The sequence below is a fragment of the Tenacibaculum salmonis genome (genome assembly GCF_041053065.1).
GTDB lineage: Bacteria > Bacteroidota > Bacteroidia > Flavobacteriales > Flavobacteriaceae > Polaribacter > Polaribacter pacificus_A.
Window position 1 is genome coordinate 2,361,524 of the sequence record NZ_JBFCVV010000001.1, and the last position, 23,472, is coordinate 2,384,995.

Consider the following 23,472-nt stretch of genomic DNA (forward strand, 5'->3'; position numbering starts at 1 on the left):
GAAGATGAAATTATTAAAAGAAATATTTCAAGAAAAGAAGAATTTACTTTCTATATTTTTTACAGCAGGTTTTCCAAATTTAAATGATACAACTAAAATTATACACGATTTAAGTGAAAATGGTGTCGATTTTATAGAGGTTGGTTTACCTTATTCTGACCCTTTAGCAGATGGAACTACGATACAAGATAGTAGTCATAGAGCTTTGCAAAATGGAATGAATTTAGATATTGTTTTTGAGCAACTAAAATCAGTAAAAGACACCAATAAAACACCATTAGTTTTAATGGGATATTTAAATCAGCTTATTAAATATGGTGAGGATAAATTTTGTCAAGCAGTAAAAGATTGCGGTATGAAAACTGTTATTTTTCCTGATTTGCCAATGATTGAATATGAAAATCATTATAAAGCGTTATTCGAAAAATACGGAATTACTAACGTATTTTTAATTACGCCTCATACATCAGAAGAACGTATTCGAAAAATTGATGCACTTACTGATGCGTTTATTTATGTAGTTGCTTCTGCATCTATTACAGGAGCAAAAGGAGAAATATCAACAGAGCAAATTGATTACTTCAAGAGAATTGAAGCAATGAATTTAAAAAGTAAATTAGTTGTTGGTTTTGGTATTTCTGATAACAAAACATTTACAACTGCTTGTAATTATGCGGATGGGGCAATTATAGGTTCGGCTTTTATTAAAGATTTAGATAAAAATGGAGTAGGAGGTATTGGAAGTTTTATAAATAAAGTTTTATAAAATTATAGATTATCTTTTTAGAGATACCTTTTAGTCACATATATTTTGATAATTAATCAAAATGTATGTGGCTTTTTTAATTTTAATTAAAAAAAATAAAATATATTAAGCTGTTTTATAGTGTTTTATTTTGTTTTTTTTAATAGGATTAAGCTATTATATAAGGTATTTGAAAATTTAAACTATATTTATCCTGTTAATATAACTTTTAGATCTTCCCCGAAATTTATTAATATAAAATTTCTTCAAGTTATTATTTTTCAATAATCAATCATTAAAAACAATTTAAAGAGTTTTTTTATCTTTTTATGTGTTTAGTGTCATTTATAGTTTCATATATTATAAGCCAATAGTTTAGTCTATTAGCTTGTATTTTAATTTAATTAAATCATTTTTATAGTGAGGAGTAGAGGTGCTATTTTATTATTTTTTTTGTTTGTTTTTGTAAAGCAGTTCTCGTATAGCTTTATAAAAGTAGATACAATTCCTGTTCAAGATGTTTCTAAAGTTAAGAAGAAAGAAAAAAAAGTAGTAAAATTTATAAAAAACATTTTTAATCCTAGTGATTCTGTTAAACAGGCTAGACAATTTGTACATCAACATCATAAAATATTAAGAGATAAAAAATCACCAAACCTTTTAACAACTATAGCTAAAAATAAAGCTATTAGGTTTAATACAAGCCAAGACTTTAAGTTAAATTATGAGGTTTTTGGGTGGTATCCTTATTGGGAAAAAGATTACTATAAAAGTATTAATTTTTCATTACTATCAACAGTTGCTTATTTTTCATACGAAGTAAACCCTAAAACAGGTCATCCTATTACTGTACATGATTGGGAAACAACAGCTTTAATAGATTCTATTAGAGCTAAAAAGGATAAAAAAATATTATTAACTGTTAGTAATTTTGGAATAAAAAATAATAGAAAATTTTTAAAAAATGATGGAGCTATAGATATCTTAATAAATAATCTGATAACATTATTATCTAAAAGAAATGCAGATGGTGTTTGTATCGATTTTGAAGGTGTTTCAAAAAATGAAAAGGTACATTACACAAATTTTTTAATTAGTTTATCTAACAGATTAAAAAAAGCAAATAAAAACTATAAAATATATATTACCCTACCTAGTGTAAACTGGAGTGAAGCTTTAGATTTTAAAGCTATTAATCAAGCTATTGATTGTTTTGTAATAATGGGGTATAATTATTATGGTAAAACAAGTAAATATGCAGGACCTTCTGCACCTTTAAAAAGTGGTAAAACATGGGAGCCTTATAACTTAAGTACATCCGTAGATTATTATTTAAAAAATGATATTCCTAATTCTAAAATAATATTAGCCTTACCTACTTATGGAACTTTATGGGAAACAAAAAGTTTAGAGATAAAATCAAAAGTTAAAAAGTATTTAGGTAATAGAACTTTTAGCTATATAAAAAACAATATCGAAAACAATGAGGCTATTTATATAGAGCCTGTAAGTAAAAGTGCTTATAGCGCTTATAGCATTAAAAACACAAAAAATAGTTATAGGCAATGTTGGTTTGAAAACGATTCTAGTTTTTATTTTAAAACTCAATTCATAAAAGAAAAAAAGTTAAAAGGATTAGGAATATGGGCTTTAGGATATGATAAAGGTTATAATGATTTTTGGGAAATTATAAGTAAAGAATTAGGTAAGCCACCAAAAATACTTGATTCTTCTGAAGGAGAAACTTCAAGTACTGATAAGAACTCAGTTGATAAAACTCAAACATCATCTAAAAAAACAGTATCTATTGTATCTCGAATAGTAAATACATTAGGACTTAAAGACCCTAATGGTAAAATTAATAGTGTCGAAAAAAAATTAGTTACAGTAACTAATTATAAAACAATTTTACTTTATATAATGTCTTTTGTTCTATTTTTTGCCTGTGTTGGTTTTTTAATCGCAATTTTATATCCAAACACACGTAATGCTTTTTTTAGTAATAATTCATTAATGACATATTACATAACAGGTATTTTAATATTAACGGTTGTTGTTTTTAGAATGCAATATTGGATAAATGATGGTATTGTATTGTTAATAATAGGATTCTTTTTAGGTGTTTATGCTTTTTATTTATCAAGTAAAATAATCAAGAAAAAACAAAAAAACTTACCATAAATGAATTCTTTAAATATCGATAATAAAAGTGTAAAAGAAGATTATGGTAAAATTAAGAAGGTATTTGCTAGTATAAAAAAAGCAGTTTCTAAAGAGTTTTTATGGTTGATATTTGTAACATTTACTAGTATTCCTTTATCTCTAATTATTTCTTATATAATAAGTGTTGACGCACATATTATTGATGCTAAAATATCAAAAGAAATTGAAGCTGTTTCAGAAATTATTACAAAAGAACATCCTGTTTTTAGAGTTGTATATGGTATTTGTTTTGTAGGAATGTATTTTACAAGAACGGTAGTAGCAGCAATAAAAACTCAATTAAATGATAAAAAATAATACTTTAAATGTTAGATAAAACATTACTATTTATAAGTAACTTATTAAATAAAGAACTAAAGCTATCTTTTGGTCTTACGGATGATGTTGTGGTAGTTGGTAGTCTTATAAATTTAGATGGAAGTGTAACTAACAATATTGAGAACAAAGTTGTTTTATCTATTATTAATCTTGAGCATGAAAAGGTTGTAAAAACACGAGGAGAATATGTTCCTAATGGAAGAGGTTCTTTTAGTAAGGTGAATCCGGCGGTACATCTTAATTTGTATTTATTGGTTTCGGCAAATTATAATTCGGCAAATTATATGGAGGCATTAAAAATGTTGTCGAATGTTATAGGTGTATTTCAGGCTTCTAAAGTTTTTAAACCTGAAACATATCCCGAATTAGATGCATCAATAGAACGGTTAACTTTTGAAATATATAATATTCCTATACAGGAGTTGAGTCATATTTGGAGTGGTATAGGAGCTAAATATGTGCCTTCTATGGTGTATAAAGTTAGAATGATTAGTATTCAGAAAGGACGTGCAAACGAACAGATATCAGGTATAAATAATTTAGATACAAGTACTCAAAAATTATAAAATATTTATGAATAAACAACATATACATTGGTTTACATTAATTATAGAGCATCAATATTTTAAGAATAATGAATGTACTATTTTTGATTTATTACCTGTATATGAAACACAACGAATCTTAAAAAACTATGGTATACGGTTTCAAAAATATCAAAATAAATACCACGCTTATGCAGAAGTAGATTCATCAAAAAAAATAGGGGAAGAACTTAAAAATACGGAAGATTTATATTTTCAATTAATAAATTCTGATCCAAATTTTAATAATTATACAGATATAACTTCACAAAAAAAAGAACAAAGTGTTAGTTATATAACAAATTCTGAAATTATTAATAGATTAAATAAAGAAACATCAGTAGCACCAAAAACATATTTAGAGGTTCGTTCGTTACGTTTTAATTTAAGTATTCCTGAAAAAAAAATAACTACAATTATAATAAAGACTGATAATCAAGAGATTTATAATCAGAAATTTTCAGAAGAACAATCTAATATACCTGTAGATATAACCGCTTTTGGAATAGGAGTTTATGAACTATGGATAAATGGTGTTTTATCTAATAAATTTATAGGATTATCTAATACTTTAAGTACAAATTGTTACGGTATTTTACATATCAAAATGCGTAATATTTTAGAATCATTAAAAGAAAATACAATTCCTTTATTAAAAATATTTTTTAATGCTAGATCAACTTTTAGAGAATATGTAATTATTGTTCCTGAGGATAAAAAAATCGAAATTAAAAATATTGAAATAGAAGCTTCAGAGGATGAGCAATATAAAAAGCCAAAAAAAGAACTATATCTTGGAAATCAAAAGGCTAACGTATTTACCTCAACTAATGCTATTAAATTTAGTCAACTACCGAAAAAACATGCTGTATTAAAAATTGAATATAATAATCAATTTTCAGATGCTTTGTTAGAACTTGAAATGAAATTACCTGTTCCTGCAATATCATCTATAATAAAAAAAGAAAAAAATAATGAGAATGTGTATTATTCTCAATCAGTAATTTACGTATAACCTTTAATCAAACTAACCAAATGTCAGTAACACAAATGAAAACACCGGGCGTCTATATCCAAGAATTGGATGCTTTTGGTAATTCAGTGGTATCAGTACCGACTGCAATTCCCGCATTTATTGGGTACACAGGTCAAACCAATTACAATGGTAAAAACCTAGTAAACCAAGCCGTTAAAATAACATCATTAGCTGAGTTTAATGCTGTTTTTGGGAGTATGCCTCCACAGATTCAGTTTGCGGTAAATCAAATACCAAACAATGCTACAGTAGCAAAACCTGTTACACCAGCAGTAGATCCTTCTAAAAAGAAAACTTCTGATGCAACAAAGCCAGCAACAGTAGAGGCTACTACTAAAAAATCGACAGCAACTGTTGACTTTTTTATAGGTGATAACGGTTATAGTTTAGCAACAAGTACTGTTAATTATAGACTGTATAGTTCTGTAAAGTTTTTTTACGAAAACGGAGGAGGAACATGTTATATCGTATCTACAGGAGGTTATGATTATTCTATGACAGGTTTAACATCTACAGATCCTTTTACAGATGCGTTAACTGTTTTAGAAAAAGAAGCAGAGCCAACAATGATTGTTGTACCAGATGCTGTTGAATTAATGGATCCGACAGAGACCGAATTAGCTAAAAAATACGCATTGTGTTATAGCTTACAAGGACAATTGATAAATCATTGTGGAGCATTAACAACTAGAGTAGCACTTTTAGATGTACCAGGGGGATACAGTGAGCCTTTAGTAGGAACAACAAGTGTTGAAGCCTTTAGAAATGCAGTAGAGCCTACATTACCTAAATTTAATAGTTATGCATCAGCATATTATCCTTGGTTACATACAACGGTTAATCAATTAACAGATATTTCATATAACAATATTGCTCCAGCAAGTTATAATGATGTAAAAGCAATGCTTAATGCTGAGTTTCCTAGTACTTTAGATCCGAAAACTAAAAATACGATAGCAAACCCAGTAAAAAAGTACATAAATGCTTTATTTACAACGAAACCAGATGTAAGTGGAATATCACAAGAAAAAGCAGACTCTGTACTTAAAAATTTAAGCTCATCTTATAAATTATTATTAAAACATTTATTAGAGAAATTAAATTTAATGACACCAAGTGCTGCCATGGCAGGTATTTACACAACTGTAGATAATAATTCAGGTGTTTGGGTAGCTCCTGCAAATGTAGGTGTACAATCTGTTATAGCGCCTGCTATAAAAATAGATTTAAAAGCTCAGGAAGATCTTAATATGCCATTAGATGGAAAATCTATTTGTGCAATCAGATCATTTCCAGGAAGAGGAGTGCTTGTTTGGGGAGCTAGAACCTTAGATGGTAACTCTAATGATTGGAGATACATAAATGTAAGAAGAACATTAATTTATATAGAGCAATCGGTAAAAGATGCCGCTAGTGCTTACGTATTTGCACCAAATGATGCTAATACATGGGTTTCTGTAAAAAGTATGATTAGTAATTTCTTATTAGGATTATGGAATCAAGGAGGATTAGTAGGTCCAAAACCTACAGATGCCTTTTCTGTTACCATAGGACTTGGAAGTACTATGACTTCGGATGATATTTTAAATGGAAGAATGATTGTTGCTGTAAAAGTTGCAGTATCTCATCCAGCAGAATTCATTGAAGTTACTTTTCAGCAAGAAATGCAAAAAGCTTAAAAAATACAGTATATATAAATTAATTAAATATTTTATTAAAAACATACAATTATGGCAGATGATGGATCAGCACAGGGTGCAATATGGCCGTTAACTAAATTTTATTTTACAGTTAGTTTAGGTTCTCAAGATACTTCGGCATCTTTTCAAGAGGTATCAGGTTTAGATACAGAAACACAAGTTATCGAATATAGACATGGTGATAGTAAAACATTTAGTACTATTAAAATGCCTGGATTATCTAAATTTAGTAACATAACACTTAAAAAAGGTGTTTTTGTAAAAGATAACAAATTTTGGGATTGGTATAGTGCAATAAAAATGAATACCATTAAAAGAGAAACCGTAGTTATAAAGTTACTAGATGAATCTGGAGCACCAACTATGACTTGGACATTAACAAATGCTTGGCCAACTAAAATTACAGCTACTGATTTAAAGTCGGAAGCAAATGAAGTTGCTATTGAAACCTTAGAGTTAGCTCATGAAGGTTTAACTATAGCTAATAGCTAATATAATATATGAGTGATTACCCATTACCAAGTTTTTATTTTAGACTTACATTTCCATTAGAATTAGGCTTATTCGATACTTCTTTTCAAGAGGTATCGGGTATGTCTATGGAAATGGGTATTGAAGAGATATCCGAAGGAGGTGAAAACCGATTTAAACACAGAGTTCCAGCAGGAACAAAATATCCGAATTTAGTATTAAAACGAGGAGTAACGTCAAGTATTTCAGCATTATCATTATGGTGTGAAGCTACAATTGGAGGTGGGTTATCATCATCAATAATTACTCAAACAGTTATTTTAAGTCTTTTAGATGAAGATAGTTTTCCTATCAAAAATTGGAGTTTTATTAATGCATGGCCTGTTAAATGGGAGTTTTCTCCATTAAATTCAATGAATAATGAAATCCTTATAGAAAGTTTAGAATTGTCTTATGATTATTCATTAGTAATATAAATTATGCCCATAGAAATAAGAGAGTTAGTAATAAAAGTTAAAGTTGAGGAGTCTATTAAAGCTAAGCAAGATGTTTTGGATATCAATTTGATAAAAGAAACAATTACAAATATTTGTGAAAAAGAAGTAAAAAGACAACTACAAAAACTTAAAGAGCGCTAAATGTCAAAAGATTTAATGATCATTACTGCATATTCAGATAACGAATATGCTAGCGAAACAGGTGATAGTTGTACTGTGCAAATAAATCCTGCATCTTATTCACATGAGCATACAATAGAATATAATAAATTTCAACCTGTAGGTTCTCCTGGAACTTCGGTTTGGTATAAAGGAACACCTCCTGAAAAAGTGTCTTTTGATATTTATTTTGATGCCACAGGTGCTGTAAGTTCAACAAGTTTATTAGCTACACAAACTCCTGTTTCAGATCAAGTAGATACTTTTAAAACAACATGTTTTACTTATAACGGAAGTATACATGAACCTAATTATTTAATAATTTCGTGGGGTACTTTAGTTTTTAAATGTAAGTTAACTTCATTAAATATTTCTTATACATTATTTCAGAGTGATGGTACGCCTTTAAGAGCTAAACTAAGTGTTGCTTTTGATGGTGCAGTTTCAGCAGATGATATTGCTGCAGAAGCAGATAATCAATCTCCAGATCTTACTCATTTTATTGAAATGAAAGAAGGAGATACTTTACCCTTAATTTGTTATAAAATATATGGCGATAGTAGTTATTATATTGATGTAGCTAAGTTTAATAATATATTAAATTTTAGAAATATAATTCCAGGTACAAAGTTATATTTACCACCTTTAAAGTAAATTTATCATGGCGAGTTCACCAATAATAAGTGGAAATAATTTAGTGTCATTTATCATTACCTCAGAAGGTGATGCTATTCCTGATTCTTATGGAGTAATGAGTGTAAGCATATCTCAAGAAGTAGATACTATAGCACAAGCACAAATTACAATAAGAGATGGAAATCCATCAACACAAATGTTTGAAATAGCAGATGCAACTACTTTTAGTACAGGAAATGCTATTGAAATATCTTTAGGATACGCAACAAGTACTGTTACTGTTTTTTCAGGAGAAGTAACAAAACAAGCGATTAAGGTAGATGAATCAGGAACTACTTTTCAAATAACATGTAAAGATGGATTAATAAAATCAGTAAATAGTAAAAGTAATCTGGTTCTTTCCGATGCACTTGATAGTGATGCAATAACACAAATAGCAACGAATCTTGGTATTACTGCTGATATTACAGAAACTACGGTTGTAAAAGAAAAAATTATACAGAATCAAGCATCAGATTGGGATTTTATAGTAAGCCGAGCACAACGTAATGGAATGGCAGTGGTAACCGACAACGGAACTCTTGTTGTTAATGCTATAACTGTTGATACCGATCCTGTATTAGAATTGGAATATGGTAGAGATATTATAGAAATGGATGTAGAGTTAGAATCTACAAAACAATTAAATTCTATTTCATATAATTCTTGGGCACCATCAGAACAAGATTCATTAAGTTCTGAAGCAAGTGAGCCAACAACAAATGAACAAGGTGATGTTTCTGATTCCGATTTAGAAGCTGTCACAGATACAGATGAAACTATTATAACCTCTGTTCCTTTAACACAAGAAGAAACACAAGAACTTTCAGATGCGTTATTATTACGCTTAAGAATGTCTAAATATAAAGGTAGTATTACGTTTTTAGGATCATCAGAAGTAAAACCAAACACCTTAATTTCATTAACAGGTATGGGAGAACTTTTTGATGGTGATGCTTACGTTTCTAGTGTTTCGCATACTCTTAGTACTGGTAAATGGACAACAGAAGTACAAATAGGTGTTGTTCCTGAATTTCATAATGAAAAAGTTAAAAATGCTCCATCTCAACCAAATATAAAAGATACTTTAATCGATATTAAAGGAATGCAAGTAGGTATTGTTAAAAGTACTTACGACGAAGATGGCGGAGAATATAGAGTACAAGTAGAAATACCAATGCTAAATGATACTACTGAATTTGTATGGGCTCGATTGGCTTCCTTTTATGCTAGTAATAGCTTTGGTGCTTTTTTTTATCCAGAAGTAAATGATGAGGTTATTCTTGGTTTTATTGATGGTAATCCTGCTTATCCCGTTATTTTAGGTAGTATGTATAGTAGTGCTTTGCCACCTGAGGATACTGTTATTCCTGCGGATAGTAACAATAATATAAAAGGAATTATTACAAGAAGTCAACTTCAAGTAAAGTTTGATGATGAAAATGTAGAAATGACAATACTAACACCTAATAATAATACCATTTTAATTAGTGATAATACCGAAGAGATTACAATTACAGATCAAAATAAAAATGAGATACAATTAAACAGTGACGGAATTACTATAAATAGCGAATCGGCTATAGCAATAAAAGCAGTAGGAGCACTTACACTACAAGGTTCATCTGTAACAATAACGGCTTCTGATGATGATGTTTCAATTAGTGGTAGTTCTATTAGTGTTTCAGGAACAGATTCTGTAACAGTTAATGGTGATAGTGGATGTACAATTAGTAGCAGTGGAAGTACAAGTATTAGTGGTTCTTCAGTAAATCTTAATTAATTTATTCGATGAAACAAGATATAAAAAAGCATAATTTGTTTTTAGGTACAGGTTGGAGTTTTCCGCCTACCTTTCATAAAGAAACAGCTTTAGGTGTTGAAATGATTTCTAATGAAAAAGATATACAACAATCTTTAGAAATTTTATTGAATACAAAAATAGGAGAACGTATTATGAATCCTAAATACGGTTGTGATATTTATACTTATTTATTTGAGTCTATTTCTAACTCTAGAGTGCATGTTATTATAGAAACTATAAGAACAGCTATTTTAAGATATGAGCCTCGAATAAAATTAATAAAAGTTCATTTAGATGAATCGCAATATTTAGATGGCGTTATCAAAATTAATTTAGATTATAAAATTCCATTAACAAATACAAGGTTCAATCTTGTATTTCCGTATTATAAAATAGAAGGAACAGATATTCCTGAATTATATAAAAGACAAACAAAAAAGCCTACTAGTATTTCCGATTTAGTAGCTCTTAATAAATTGAAAAATAAAAAGTAAGCGTATTGTTTAGTCAATACATATGATGATGAAAAGAAGAAAAGGAACCATACAACGTCAGAGAATAAACCCTAATTTACTTAATCCGAAGTTTAAGATAGACGAGCGTTCTTTTGAAGATTTGTTAGCTTACATTGTTGCGTATTTAGAAAAAATTAATTTCTTTACAACAGAAAATGTTATTGACGGTAACTGGAAAGAGCTAGTAGAGCAAGATCCTGTTATCTATATTATAGGAATAATAAAACAGCCAATTGAGAATCTTCATATAGAAGATGAAGAAAAATTGTCTGTCACAATGATTTATGATTTATTAGAATGGTATGCTAAAATAGAGAAGTGGTATCATACATTATTATATTTTAAAGAAGGTTTTCTTGCTGATAAAATAAGTAATGTATTGTTAGATGTATTACACGAAAAGAAAGAAATACTTCAGGATGTTTTAGAAAAAATAAACAAAGAAAAAAACACGAATGATAATATTGTAAATCTTTTAAAAAAGTATGCAAGCACAACAAATAATAAAGACGAATTTGATTTATCAGAAATAAATCATACATTCAGAAAAATGGTTTTATATATTCAGAATTTTACAAGTGAATATTTAAAAAGAGCTATTTTTAGTGAAAATAATCATATGCCTAATAATGCAATGTATATTACATTTTCATTGTTATTTAAAAAGGTTCAAGATCAAATTAATCAAATAGGACAACGTCATTTAGATTTTTATTATAAAGACGTATTACAGCAAGTACCAAGTAAAGGAATTGCTACTCAAACGGTTGTTTATTTCCAGTTACATACAAAATCAAAAGAAATATTAATTCCTGAAAAAACAGCGTTAACTGCAGGGAAATTATTTGATAGTAAAAAAGATATCTTATTTGAAACGACCAAACCATTATTAGCGTCACCTATAGAAATTAGTACTTTACAAACCTTATATTTTAATAAAAGTCCATTTATTAAAATAGGAACTAATTTCCCTACAATATCTAATATTATTAAAAATAATCTTATTTGTAATAAAATATCAGCAAAAAATATTGCAAATAAATCGTTGTTTGGAGCAGATGAAGATTCAATTATAGATTCTGGAATATCATCTAAAATAACAACAGATGTTGGTTTTATGATTGGTTCTCAAGTATTGTTTTTAGAAGAAGGACAACGAGAAATTAGAATAACATTTACGTTAGAAAAAGAATCATCAAAAAATACCTTTTGGAAATTATTAGATGAAATTGTTTTAAATAAGAAATTACCTTTAGATGTAATTTTTAATACTGTTTTTGAAGATGCCTTTGTAATATCGTACACAACATCAGTAAATTGGGAAACAATAAATTCTTATAGCGTTAAATTTAATAGAGAAGCAAACACATTCAGTCTTCATTTTATCGTAGAAAATACTGCGCCACCAATAAGTGTTTTAGCATCGGATAAAAAATATGATTGGCCTATGATAAAGGTTGTTTTAGATGAATATGCACCTGTATATGTGTATTCTTTTTTAAAAGATTTAAAATTAGAAAAAGCAACTATTGATGTTAATGTTACAGATATTAAAAACCTTTCGGTTTATAATAATATTGGAAAAATGCCATTAACAAAAGTATTTAATCTTTTTGGTTCAGCTGCTAAAATAGGCGATTATTTATTAGTTGGTAAAAGTGAGTTATTTAAAAAAGAATTATCAAACGTAAATATAAATATTGAGTGGGAAGTAGTTCCTTTGGATTACGGAGGTTTTGAAACATATTATAAAGGATATTCAGAAAAATTTACAAATACATCTTTTCGAGTAGATGTTACAGGGTTGTCAAACGGATATTGGCTTCCGACAGAAGAAGATAAAAAAGAAAATATTTCTCTTTTTGATACAATATCAGTTGTAACAGAAGAAGGATATAACAGTGAAATAATTTCGAAAAACAAAACTATTAAATTATCTAATTTAGATAAATATCAATTACCTAAAAATTACACATTACAAGATCCTGTTCCTTATAATATACATACTAATAGTGGTTTTTTAAAACTAACTTTAATAGCACCTAATAATGCTTTTGGAAAGGAAGTTTATCAGCAAAATTATATAAATACAGCAACATATAATGCAAAAAATAATGAATCATTACCGTTACCGAATAAAGCATTTATTCCAAAAGTAAAACGATTAACATTAGATTATATAGCAAGTGATGCAATTTATTTTAATAATAATTTTAATGATATTACTGATGAAATAACAGGAAATTATATTCATTTAACACCTTTTGGAAGAGAAAAAACAGTAGATAATAGTAAGGTTTCTAAAAATACTATTATTTCAAATTTTGATGGAGAAGGTTATTTGTATCTAAAATTAGATAAAATAGAAGAAGAGAGTACTGTTTCCTTATTTTTCGATTTAAATAATAATACGTCTCAATATTCTAAAGCATCTAATAATATTATTTTCGAATATTTGAAGATAGATGTTTGGGGAACACTACCTAAAAAGAATATTATTTCAGATGGAACAGACCAGTTAAGTAAATCAGGAATTATAGAAATACTAATTCCGAATAATGTATTATCTGTAGGTAATCAAGAATTTTCGTTACGCTTTGTAGCTAAAAAAGAAGCTTATAAATATCCTATAATTAATGGTATTCATCCTAATGCAGTAATAGCTAGTTGTACCAGTAATGATGAAAATGTTATAGGTAAAAAAGTTGCTGCCGAAAGTATTATTAAAGTCGTAAATAAAATAACAGCAATTAAAAAAGTAGTACAACCAACCGCCTCTTTTGGAGGTAAAATACCAACAACTCCTGAGTTATTTTATACCGAAGTTAGTGAGCGTTTAAGACATAAAGATAGAGCTTTAACAGTTTGGGATTATGAACATTTGATACTTCAATATTTTCATGAAATAATAGCTGTAAAATGTACAAACTTAAATCAGTTTTTTAAACCACAAGCAGGAAAAATAACGTTGATAGTATTATCGAATAAATGGAAACACTATAAACATCATTATTTTAATGGCAATGAGTTAGATGCGATACATCAATTTATAAAAAAGAAATCGAACTCTTTTATCAAAATAAAAGTAATAAACCCAACTGTAGAATGGTTGCTTGTTACTTGTATTGTCGAGTTTGAAGCTAAAGATCAAGGCGGATATTATTTGAATGCATTAAATACTGAACTATGTGAGTATTTATGCCCGATAACTCATGAAGATTCTACGGCTGTTCAAGGTATAGGAACTACTATTGTTCCTAGAATGTTAAAGAGTTATTTAGAGAATTTATCATACATAGAATCTATAAAAAAATTAGAAATAGAACATATTATAAAAAAAGGACTCGATGATTTTTCAGTGAAAATTTATGAAGAAAATGAAGAAATAAATCCGACGAAGCCTTGGTCTATTTTAGTACCTAAAAATAAACATAATATTTATTCATCAGCAATTTTAGAAGATGAAACAATAGCAGAAATAGAAAGTCAGAATTTACAAATAGGAGTAGACTATATTGTTGCAGGAGATTATGAAGATGAAAAAGAAATTATAGCATCGATAAATCAAACAGAAGAAGTAATAGCTGAAAATACAGTAATATTAAAAAAATCAAAATCGGATACTGTTTTGACTTTTAAAATAAATAACCATTAAATTAAGAACTATTGAAAATTAAGTTATTAAATAGACAAAGCCTTAAGACATTATTTGCAGCAGGAGCTAGACCAAAAGAAAGTAATTTCTTTAGTTTGATAGATGCGATGCTAAATAAAGTAGATGATGGAATTTCTAAAAACGAAAAAGATGGATTAGTATTAGCACCTAAAGGAGAAGACTCTAACAAAGTAATTAGTTTTTACGATAATGTAGAGGATGAATTACCACAATGGAGTGTTGCATTAGGGCAAAACGAAGATAACGACCTTTCTATAGAAGCTCCTATTACTAATACAAAAGCAATTACTGCAATTTCCTTTAAAAAATCAGGAGCAATAGGTATTGGTACAAAAAAACCAAGAACAACATTAGAAGTAACAGGTGTTTTAGGAGCAGATACTCGCATTGGTACTTATAAAATTGGTACTATTAGTGCAGATGGTCATTGGCATGATATTGTTACTGGTTTAGATGGTTGCATCGCTTTTGAAGTAATGGCTCAGGTAGGAAAAGCTAAAGCAGGAAGATATGCTTTATTACATGCGCATGCATTAAGTACTTTTGGAAAATCACATCATAAAATTCGTAAAACACAAGCACATTATGGTTGGTTTTGGAATAAAATAGATATTCGTTTTACAGGTAGTACTTATGATTATAAACTACAAATGAGAACAAAATCTGATTATGGAACAGGACAAAACATACAGTATCACATAACAAAATTATGGGACACTGATATTAGCAAACTATTTAAACAATAGTGTAAATTATTTATGGATAACAAAGGATATATTTCTAAAAGAAAAAAAGGTTCTAGTCTTTATGAAGAACTACATGAAGAAGCATTGGAAATTCTCCAAAAGCTAAGTGGTGGTGTTTGGACTGATTATAATGAACACGATCCTGGAGTAACTTTATTAGAGAATATTTCATATGCTATTACAGAATTAGCACATAAAACAACTTTACCTATAGAAGATATTTTAGTATCATCAAAAAAAGAGGCTTTAAAATCTGGAGATAATGGTCTTTTTATTGCATCAGATATTTTAACAACCACGCCTATCACATTTAATGATTATAGAAAATTTTTTATTGATAAAGTACATAATGTAAAAAACCTGTGGATACATCCTGTTGATAATTATGATAAAGAATTAAATAATGTAAAAGGTTTATTACACTTATATGTAGAGAAATATCAATATCACGTACATCAAGTTAAAGAAGCGGAAGAAAATAAAGATATAAAAGAACAAATAACTCAAATATATAATGAACATCGTAACCTGTGTGAAGATTTATATGCTATTGAAATTTATAAACCTTTAACACTAGTTGTATCGCTTAAAATTAAGTTATTAGATACTGTTGATGCTGAAGGAATTTTAGCAAATATTTTACATAGTGTTAATGATTATTTGGCGCCAGAGGTAAGTTATTCTTCTTTAAAACAATTACAAGAAGAAAATATATCAATAAATGAAATATTTAATGGACCTAATTTAGTAAACGGATTTATAAAAGGTGAAAATTTAAGAGGACCTTTAGAAGTTATTAAAATTTCTGAAATAATTAAAATGATTTCTAGAATTCCTGGGGTTTTAAATATCAATAATTTCTCTTTAAATTATGTAAATCCAATTACTAAAAAAGAACATGTTATTAAAGAAAATTTTAAGGTTCCAAAAAATATGACAGGAAGAATTTTATTTCCTAAATCAAATGAAAACCTAATTTTTGAAAATTCTAGTATTTCTTTTCAACCAGATTTAAAAAAGGCTAAAAAGCAATTGTCTTTTATTCAGGCTTTAAAATCAAGTAAGTTTAAAGCAGCTTCTAATTCTTTAAATAAAATATCGATACCTAGCGGAACTTATCAAGATATAACATATCATTATCCAATAAGAAAACAATTTCCAGAAATTTATGGTATTGGAGATAGAGGTATAGGTAATTCAGCAACACCATTACGTAAAGCTCAAATAAAACAGTTACAAGCTTATTTAATGCCTTTTGATCAGCTTATAGTAAATTTTTTGGCACAATTAGCTAATATTTATACGCTGTATGATATTAATGAAAATAAAGAAGCATCGTACTTTACAAATACTTTACCAGATATAGCAGATTTATTGGATGTTATCGAGCCAGTAAACACTTCTTATAATTTAGAAGAAACTAAAATATATTGGGATAAAATAACAAATGAATTAAATGTTTTTTTTGATAATCATTCTTCAATAAGATTAAATAAAGTTGCTAGTCAATTATTATCTAGATATAATGAAGCTTTTGAAACGTATAGTTTACTTAAAATAAATCAAGTAAGTTATGGTGATGCAATACCGATTAATAAATTTGAAGAGCAGTTATTAGTTGATAAACAAGAGTTAGTTAAGCAGTATGCAACTATTAGTTATAACAGATCAAAATCTTTCAATTATAAAGAAGGAAAAATGATATCAGGAGTATTAAAAAAAATAGCAATACTTTTAGGAATCAATAATTTTGAAATGAAATCGCTGACTAAAAGTATATCAGAATCAGGTATACGTATACATCCTAAAACTTTGGAAGTATCTGTAGTAGTTAGTGAAATTGATATTTATACTTCTGATGAACATTTCGAAATTATTGAAATAGATGACATAAAAGTAAAAGAAAGTGTAAAAGAGAGTTTATATAACAACATGCATTATGTTGGAGAAAAAGAATTATTACTAAATGATGTGATGCAATATGGTATAGATAAAGCAAATTATATCATAAAAAAAGATCTTAAAATAGCTGATTATTATTATTATTACGTTTTATATCAAAGAAGTAGTAATAAATCGAACATTGTACACATAGCGAAAAATGAAATAGCAGCAGAAAATGCAATTAAAAAATCTATAAATTATTTGGTTAATATCAATCAGAAAAGCGAAGGGTTTTTATTATTAGAACATGTTTTATTATTGCCTTCTTGTTTTGAAGATAATTTCGGATTTCAAATAGATTTTTCATTATTAGATTCATCAGTAAAAATAATTCTTTCTCATAATAGTAAAAACACACTTGTTAAACGAGATGAAATTATTGATGAATTAATTAATGGTTTGTTAAATAGTGAATTACAACTTAGTGTTTTATCAATAAATGATGAGTTTCAGTTAGAAATAAGCTCATTAAATGGTGATGTATTAGCTATTTCTAACAATTTTATTTCGAGAGTTTTATTAGAAGAAACGATAGATAAATTAAAAAATATTTTAACAATAACGTTAAAAGAAACGATAGAGGAAGTAATTAAGTGCTTAGTTTTTTATAATAATTATTCGGTTAATGAAGATTTTTTCTCGTTTAAAATGAGCTTTATAATGCCTTCATGGCCTGTGCGTTTTCAGAATAAAAATTTTCGTAAAGTTTTTGAAAATACTATTTACGAAGAAATACCAGTTCATATTGTATCTAATTTATGTTGGTTAAATTATGAAGAGCTTTATTTATTTGAATCTCTTTATTTTAAATGGATGGATTTATTACAGCTTAATAATACAGGACAAGAACAAATGGAATGTGCTTATGAATTGATTCTTTTATTACAAGAGTTTACTAATGATGTTGTTTAATATTGAAAGATAATCAAACACATATAATTAAAAGTCAGCAATATGAAATTGAGTTAAACGATTCATCTGAAGGATATTTATATCAATCTAAAATAAGTCAGCTTCAAGAGCATAGTATTCAGTCTATCTTACAAAAAGTAATGGACAGATATCATATTACAGAATATTTAGATGAGTATGACAAAATTACACTTGATTTAGGATCAATTTCTGCATCAAATTTTGAGCGTGAATTAACTTATAAAATAGAAGAAGCATTTATAAATTTTTTTAAGAATAATACTTATGATAACGGTACATTAATAAAAGGAAATAGACGATCTATTTATAAAACTCAAGTAGATCAGTTTGTTTTTTTTCTTAAAAATGGTTACATGCAATGGGATACTCCATCAGCAACAAAACCAATAGAATTATTAAAAGAAGCACTTAAAAATAATAAAGAAGCATTAATCACGGCTTTAAAAAAAGAAGGAAAAAAAGAAAACATAAGAAAACGGTTAATTTCGCAGTTAAAAGATCCTGTTTTAGAACAAATTGTTTTGGCTGTTAAAGAGGAAGAAGGTGTGTTTATTAATCAATCACGTTCTGATATTGTAGCATATCAAAATAACTTTGCTCTTGTTGAAATTAATAAAAATTATTTTAGAAGTGCTATTTGGGAAATTGTTTTGGCTTATGTTTTTACAGAGGTTTCAGGACAGTCTAATCAAAAAAACTTTTTAAAATATTTAATTCATAAAATAGCTTCAAAGTATAATTTAACATATCAAGCTTTACTTAAAAATATAGTTTTAGGAATTCAAAAAAGTCAAAATAAAGTAAATCGGATTCCTAGTTTTGCAAGAATAGCAATTCAGTTACAAGAAGAAATCAATGTAAATGAAGTTTCAATAAAGAGTAATAATTTAGATTTTGAAACTACTTTTAGGTATTTTCTGAAAAATAATACTTTACCAATAGATAGCGTTATAACAGAAAAATCTTTTTTTATAAAAGAGATAAAAGCCTTTATCCATAAGGATACTAGTAAATTTTATGCTATTTTTTTTCAATTTATAAAAGAAGATACTTCTAATGTTATTCGGTTTGTAAATAAATTTTCAGAGGAATTACTAAAATACATTATAACAAATACGACAGAGAAAATATTAGTAAACATACTTGTTTTTTTTAAGAAGATAAAAGAGCTTTCAAATAAAAAATTAATAAAATCGATAACATTAAATAAGTTAGATGAAAAAATAGGTGAAATTTCTTTAAAAACATTTTCGAGAACGCATTTAAATTCAAATGATGCAATTAAAGAATTTTTATTTCAAATAATAAATGAAACTGTTATTGATGAAGCTTTTATTGATATTTTAAAAAGTTTATCAAAAGATAAAAGTATAGAATCTTATAAAGTATTATTGCTTTTTATAAATGATTTTATACCAAAAAATATTTATGAAAATGTAATATTTAATGAAGTTTATCAACCTTCTTTTTCGAAGTATTCGATAAAATTATATTCTTATTATCAAAATAAAAAAAATATTTCCTTAAAGGAATTTCAAGTAGATTTAAAAAGTAATAATTATAAAGAAGTTTCTTTAAAATTGATAACAGTAATGTTGGAGGTTTTTTCGAGAAATAAAAATTGTTCAGACAATATACTTGCAGAATGGATTGAAAAACGTTTGGATGAATTACATATTAATGGAAAAGAAATAAGAGTAATTTTAAATGAAATAACTATAATAATTAAAAAATTAGAAGTGGATTTTAAAATATATCAAGCTGTTTTAAAATCTGAAGAACTAATAAATTATAAGAAAAAACAAAAATTAATATCATCAGAATATGAAAGTATTGATGCCGTTTTAATTCCTGAAAATGCCTATCAAGAGCTTGTTTTAAATATCAAAAAAATAATTTTTACACGTAAACAAAAAAGTTTACAATATTGTGTTGAAGAATTATTAAAATCATTTTCTGAAAAATATAATATTGATAAAAATGATGTTTTAAAAATACTTAAAAAAAGAAATATTATTCAGAATATTCCTGAGTTTATCGCTTTAATTTTAGAAGATATAAGTAATAATCAACAAAAAATATTTAACAATAATGATAAAGTAAAATATCACTTAAATCTTACTCATTTTTTTATTGTTAAAGGTGCATTGCCTTGGTGGGCAAATAATAAATCGTCAGTTTCATTATTAAAATCGATGTATGAAGTTTTAAATTTATATCCAGATAAATTTGTTTTTTGGTTTAAAAAAGCTAAAAATCAACAAGTAATTATAAATTTATTAGATGATAAAAATTATGAGGTTTTTTTAACGCAAATTAACCCTTCATCATCTCAAAATATAATAACGATTAAGTTATTATTCGATAGTGTTTTACAAAAAGATATTTCTGGAATTAAAAATATTTTACCAAAACATCGTAAAGAATTACGATACTTTTTCTTACAATATATCCAAAGAAATCAACAAGTTGATACTTCTAAATTGATAGTTTTTATTGTTGTTAAATTATCAGAAATGATTGTTTTATCAAAAGAAAATTTATACTTATTAATCTTAGAGAGAATTAAATATGACAAGCCGATATTTAAAAATCTTAAAAAAGTTGAGAATTGGTTAGAAGGTAAGGTGTTGCAACCTGTATTTAAGTATAAAAATCAAATTGAAAAAATAGAAAAAGAAATTCCATGGAATGAAGCAATATTTTTTTCTAATTCAAAAGAGGTTTTTGAAACTTTAAAAATTATTAATCAAGAGAATTTTAATGAATTAGCTTTTCAACTAAAAAAACCTTTTTTTAGAAATAAAATAATTAATAAATTAAGTATAAAGTATCAAAAAGAGGTTTCAAGCCTGTTTTTTTCGGTGACAAATCAGTCAACTTTATTTAGTGTTTTTGAAATTTTTAGTAAACTTAAAAAACAATTTTCAGTAAATAAATACAATACTATTTGGTGTTTTTTTATTGATAGAGTTTTATTGAAAATAGCTTTGTTATCAACTGAAAAATGGTCTGTTAATGATTGGAGTTTATTAATTTTCGAAAGTGTTAATTCGATAAAAAATACAAATATTACAGAAATAATAACAGCGGTTTCTGTATCTAATAATATACCAGAAAAAATAGTAGCTGATTTAAAAAAACTAACAATTCAAAAACAAAAAGAAACTAAAGAAGAGCTAGTAATAGAAGTAATTGAAAATGAAACAGTAGAAGGTACTATATTTATTGAAAATGCAGGCATGATTCTTTTAGGCCCTTATATATCTATGCTATTTGAGCGAATAGGATTGATAGAAAATAAAGCTTTTAAGAATGATGAGTGTCAACAAAAAGCTATTTATATGTTGCAATATGCGGTTACAGGTAAAACTGAATCAGAGGAACAAGTATTGCTATTAAACAAAATAATATGTGGTATGGATATTCATATACCATTAGGATTTGTTGTTACTTTATCTACCCAAGAAAAAGATTTAGTAGATAGTTTACTTAAAGCAATAATAACGCATTGGAGTGCCATTGGTAATACTTCTGTTGATGGATTTAGAGTTTCTTTTTTATGTAGATCGGGTAGTATTATTGTTGGTAAAGATACTTTTATACTTACGGTTGAAGAAAAATCGTATGATATGTTATTAGATCAAATACCATGGTCTATTGGGCAATTAAAATTAAGTTGGATGGAAAAATTAATAGATATAACATGGAGAGCAAACAAGTAAGTTTACAAAATGATATTGTATGGCTAGAAATGGTTATTGAAACAGCATTTGCATTGTATTTTAAAAATGACTGTGCATATAAATTAATTAAAGAATTAGTACCTCCTTTAGTTATAGATGAAGATGAATCTGGATACGCTCAAATATTAAAGAAATACGATTTAACATTTGAAGAACGATTAATTTTTATAATGAGCTTAGTGAGGTATTTAAAACCTCAGAGTTTAGACTTTTTTTTAATCAAAAATAAAACTTTTGATACTGTTTTTTCAGAGTTTGGAGGAGTTATAGATGAAAAAAAACGAGGTTTTGTACCAACACTAGAAACAGTATGTTTTCTTTTAGGTGGTGCAGACGATTTAGCTATAAAAATGGATTTTATGCAAGTTGTTTATAAAAATAATAACTTATATAAAGAAGGTGTTTTAGAAGCTAAAAAAAAACCAATAGAACTTAATGAACCGTTACAATTATCTGAAGAATTTTTAAGTATTATTATTACTAATAAAAAATATATACCTAAGTATAATTCTAAATTTCCTGCGCAAGAAATTACAACACAAATGAATTGGGCTGATTTAGTTTTAGATACAAGTATCAAGAATCAATTAAATGAAGTTAAAGAATGGCTTAAACATAGTAGCCTAATTTTAAATGAATGGAAATTAGACAAAACATTAAAACCTGGTTACAAAGTTTTATTTTATGGTGCCCCAGGGACAGGAAAAACACTTGCAGCTACTTTATTAGGAAAATCTCTTAAAACACCTGTTTTTAGAATAGATTTATCTATGATTGTATCTAAATATATTGGAGAAACAGAAAAAAATCTTGGTAATTTATTTGATATTGCTTCATCAAAAGGGTGGATTTTATTTTTTGACGAAGCAGATGCTTTATTCAGTAAACGTACCGATGCTAGTTCTTCTAATGCCAGACATGCAAATCAAGAAGTTGCTTATTTATTACAACGTATAGAAACTTTTGATGGTTTAGTAGTACTAGCAACGAATTTACAAACAAATATTGATGAAGCTTTTTTACGACGTTTTCAAAATACTATTAATTTTCCTAAACCTAAATACAGAGAGCGTAAAATTTTATGGAAAAACTTGTTAAATAATAGTTTTGAAATAGAAAATGGAGAGGAAGTTATAGATAAAATAGCAAAAGAGTACGAAATTTCAGGAGGAGAAATGATTAATGTGGTGCGTTATTGTGCTATAAAAGCAGCCAATAAAGGTGAAAACAAAATTAATTTTACAAACATTATGACAGGTATAAAAAGAGAGTATCAAAAATCAAATAAAACTTTTAACTAAAATATATGGCTAATTTAGTGTGTACAGGAGCAAGTATTTCTTGTTCTTTCGGTTCGGCAACATCATCATTTACAGTATTACCAATTAATGAAGTAAATTCAGATAGTATGCCTGCGGCTACGGTAAATGATTATATTCCGTTAGTAAATATTATGTCTTTTGGTGAATGTTCATCAGAATTAAACCCAACAGTATCTGCAATTATAGCGTCGTCAAGTGGTGCAACAACAACAGCACCGTGTATACCAAGTACTATTACACCTTGGTCTCCTGGAATTTCAGATGTATTAATTAATGGAATGAATGCTTTGGATGACGGAAGTACTTGTGATTGTTTATGGGAAGGTTCTGTTTCTTTTTCAGATGCAGGTGAAGAAGATGTTGATATTGCTTAAAAAA

18 protein-coding genes are annotated in these 23,472 nt (G+C 27.1%); all 18 read left to right on the top strand.

Going from position 1 to position 23,472, the window contains the following annotated elements; genetic code table 11:
- The first annotated feature begins 4 nt into the window (after nt 1-4).
- The 18 genes from trpA to AB0T67_RS10520 all read left to right on the top strand — a co-directional run bounded on the left by trpA (nt 5) and on the right by AB0T67_RS10520 (nt 23,468).
- On the top strand, nt 5-766 hold the full coding sequence (gene trpA / locus AB0T67_RS10435; protein ID WP_369220246.1) for a tryptophan synthase subunit alpha: 762 nt from the start codon (nt 5-7) through the stop codon (nt 764-766).
- Nucleotides 767-1,198: 432 nt separating this feature from the next.
- The gene (locus tag AB0T67_RS10440; RefSeq protein ID WP_369220247.1) at nt 1,199-2,926 is read left to right on the top strand and encodes a glycosyl hydrolase family 18 protein; all 1,728 of its coding nucleotides are present in this window, start codon (nt 1,199-1,201) and stop codon (nt 2,924-2,926) included.
- Entirely contained in the window at nt 2,927-3,265 is a 339-nt protein-coding gene (locus AB0T67_RS10445; RefSeq protein WP_369220248.1) for a hypothetical protein, read from the top strand.
- 8 nt (nt 3,266-3,273) lie between these two features.
- Nucleotides 3,274-3,852, top strand: coding sequence for a DUF4255 domain-containing protein (locus AB0T67_RS10450; protein WP_369220249.1), 579 nt, complete (start codon nt 3,274-3,276; stop codon nt 3,850-3,852).
- A gap of 7 nt (nt 3,853-3,859) precedes the next feature.
- On the top strand, nt 3,860-4,885 hold the full coding sequence (locus tag AB0T67_RS10455) for a hypothetical protein (RefSeq protein WP_369220250.1): 1,026 nt from the start codon (nt 3,860-3,862) through the stop codon (nt 4,883-4,885).
- Between the two features lie 20 nt (nt 4,886-4,905).
- Nucleotides 4,906-6,585 (top strand): phage tail sheath family protein, encoded by a 1,680-nt coding sequence (locus AB0T67_RS10460; RefSeq protein WP_369220251.1) that lies wholly within the window; start codon nt 4,906-4,908, stop codon nt 6,583-6,585.
- Between the two features lie 51 nt (nt 6,586-6,636).
- Nucleotides 6,637-7,098: a phage tail protein gene (locus AB0T67_RS10465; protein ID WP_369220252.1), complete on the top strand. Its 462-nt coding sequence runs from the start codon at nt 6,637-6,639 to the stop codon at nt 7,096-7,098.
- Nucleotides 7,099-7,106: 8 nt separating this feature from the next.
- Nucleotides 7,107-7,553: a phage tail protein gene (locus AB0T67_RS10470; RefSeq protein ID WP_369220253.1), complete on the top strand. Its 447-nt coding sequence runs from the start codon at nt 7,107-7,109 to the stop codon at nt 7,551-7,553.
- Between the two features lie 3 nt (nt 7,554-7,556).
- A complete protein-coding gene (locus AB0T67_RS10475; RefSeq protein WP_369220254.1) occupies nt 7,557-7,715 on the top strand; it encodes a DUF5908 family protein in 159 nt (52 codons plus the stop codon).
- Nucleotides 7,716-8,387 carry a CIS tube protein gene (locus AB0T67_RS10480; RefSeq protein WP_369220255.1) on the top strand — a complete coding sequence of 224 codons (672 nt, stop codon included), beginning with the start codon at nt 7,716-7,718 and terminating at the stop codon, nt 8,385-8,387.
- A 7-nt stretch (nt 8,388-8,394) separates the two neighbouring features.
- Complete coding sequence (gene vgrG, locus AB0T67_RS10485) at nt 8,395-10,191, top strand: type VI secretion system tip protein VgrG (protein ID WP_369220256.1); 1,797 nt, start codon at nt 8,395-8,397, stop codon at nt 10,189-10,191.
- A gap of 8 nt (nt 10,192-10,199) precedes the next feature.
- Nucleotides 10,200-10,706 (top strand): GPW/gp25 family protein, encoded by a 507-nt coding sequence (locus AB0T67_RS10490; protein ID WP_369220257.1) that lies wholly within the window; start codon nt 10,200-10,202, stop codon nt 10,704-10,706.
- A 22-nt stretch (nt 10,707-10,728) separates the two neighbouring features.
- Nucleotides 10,729-14,382, top strand: a complete 3,654-nt coding sequence (locus tag AB0T67_RS10495) for a hypothetical protein (RefSeq protein WP_369220258.1) — start codon at nt 10,729-10,731, stop codon at nt 14,380-14,382.
- An 11-nt stretch (nt 14,383-14,393) separates the two neighbouring features.
- Nucleotides 14,394-15,149: a hypothetical protein gene (locus tag AB0T67_RS10500; RefSeq protein WP_369220259.1), complete on the top strand. Its 756-nt coding sequence runs from the start codon at nt 14,394-14,396 to the stop codon at nt 15,147-15,149.
- Between the two features lie 12 nt (nt 15,150-15,161).
- Nucleotides 15,162-18,005 (top strand): hypothetical protein, encoded by a 2,844-nt coding sequence (locus tag AB0T67_RS10505; protein WP_369220260.1) that lies wholly within the window; start codon nt 15,162-15,164, stop codon nt 18,003-18,005.
- A gap of 2 nt (nt 18,006-18,007) precedes the next feature.
- The gene (locus AB0T67_RS10510; protein WP_369220261.1) at nt 18,008-21,751 is read left to right on the top strand and encodes a contractile injection system tape measure protein; all 3,744 of its coding nucleotides are present in this window, start codon (nt 18,008-18,010) and stop codon (nt 21,749-21,751) included.
- Entirely contained in the window at nt 21,733-23,073 is a 1,341-nt protein-coding gene (locus AB0T67_RS10515; RefSeq protein WP_369220262.1) for an ATP-binding protein, read from the top strand. The genes AB0T67_RS10510 and AB0T67_RS10515 overlap by 19 nt, the downstream gene beginning before the upstream one ends.
- Nucleotides 23,074-23,078: 5 nt before the next feature.
- Nucleotides 23,079-23,468, top strand: a complete 390-nt coding sequence (locus AB0T67_RS10520) for a DUF4280 domain-containing protein (protein WP_369220263.1) — start codon at nt 23,079-23,081, stop codon at nt 23,466-23,468.
- The last annotated feature ends 4 nt before the right edge of the window (nt 23,469-23,472 follow it).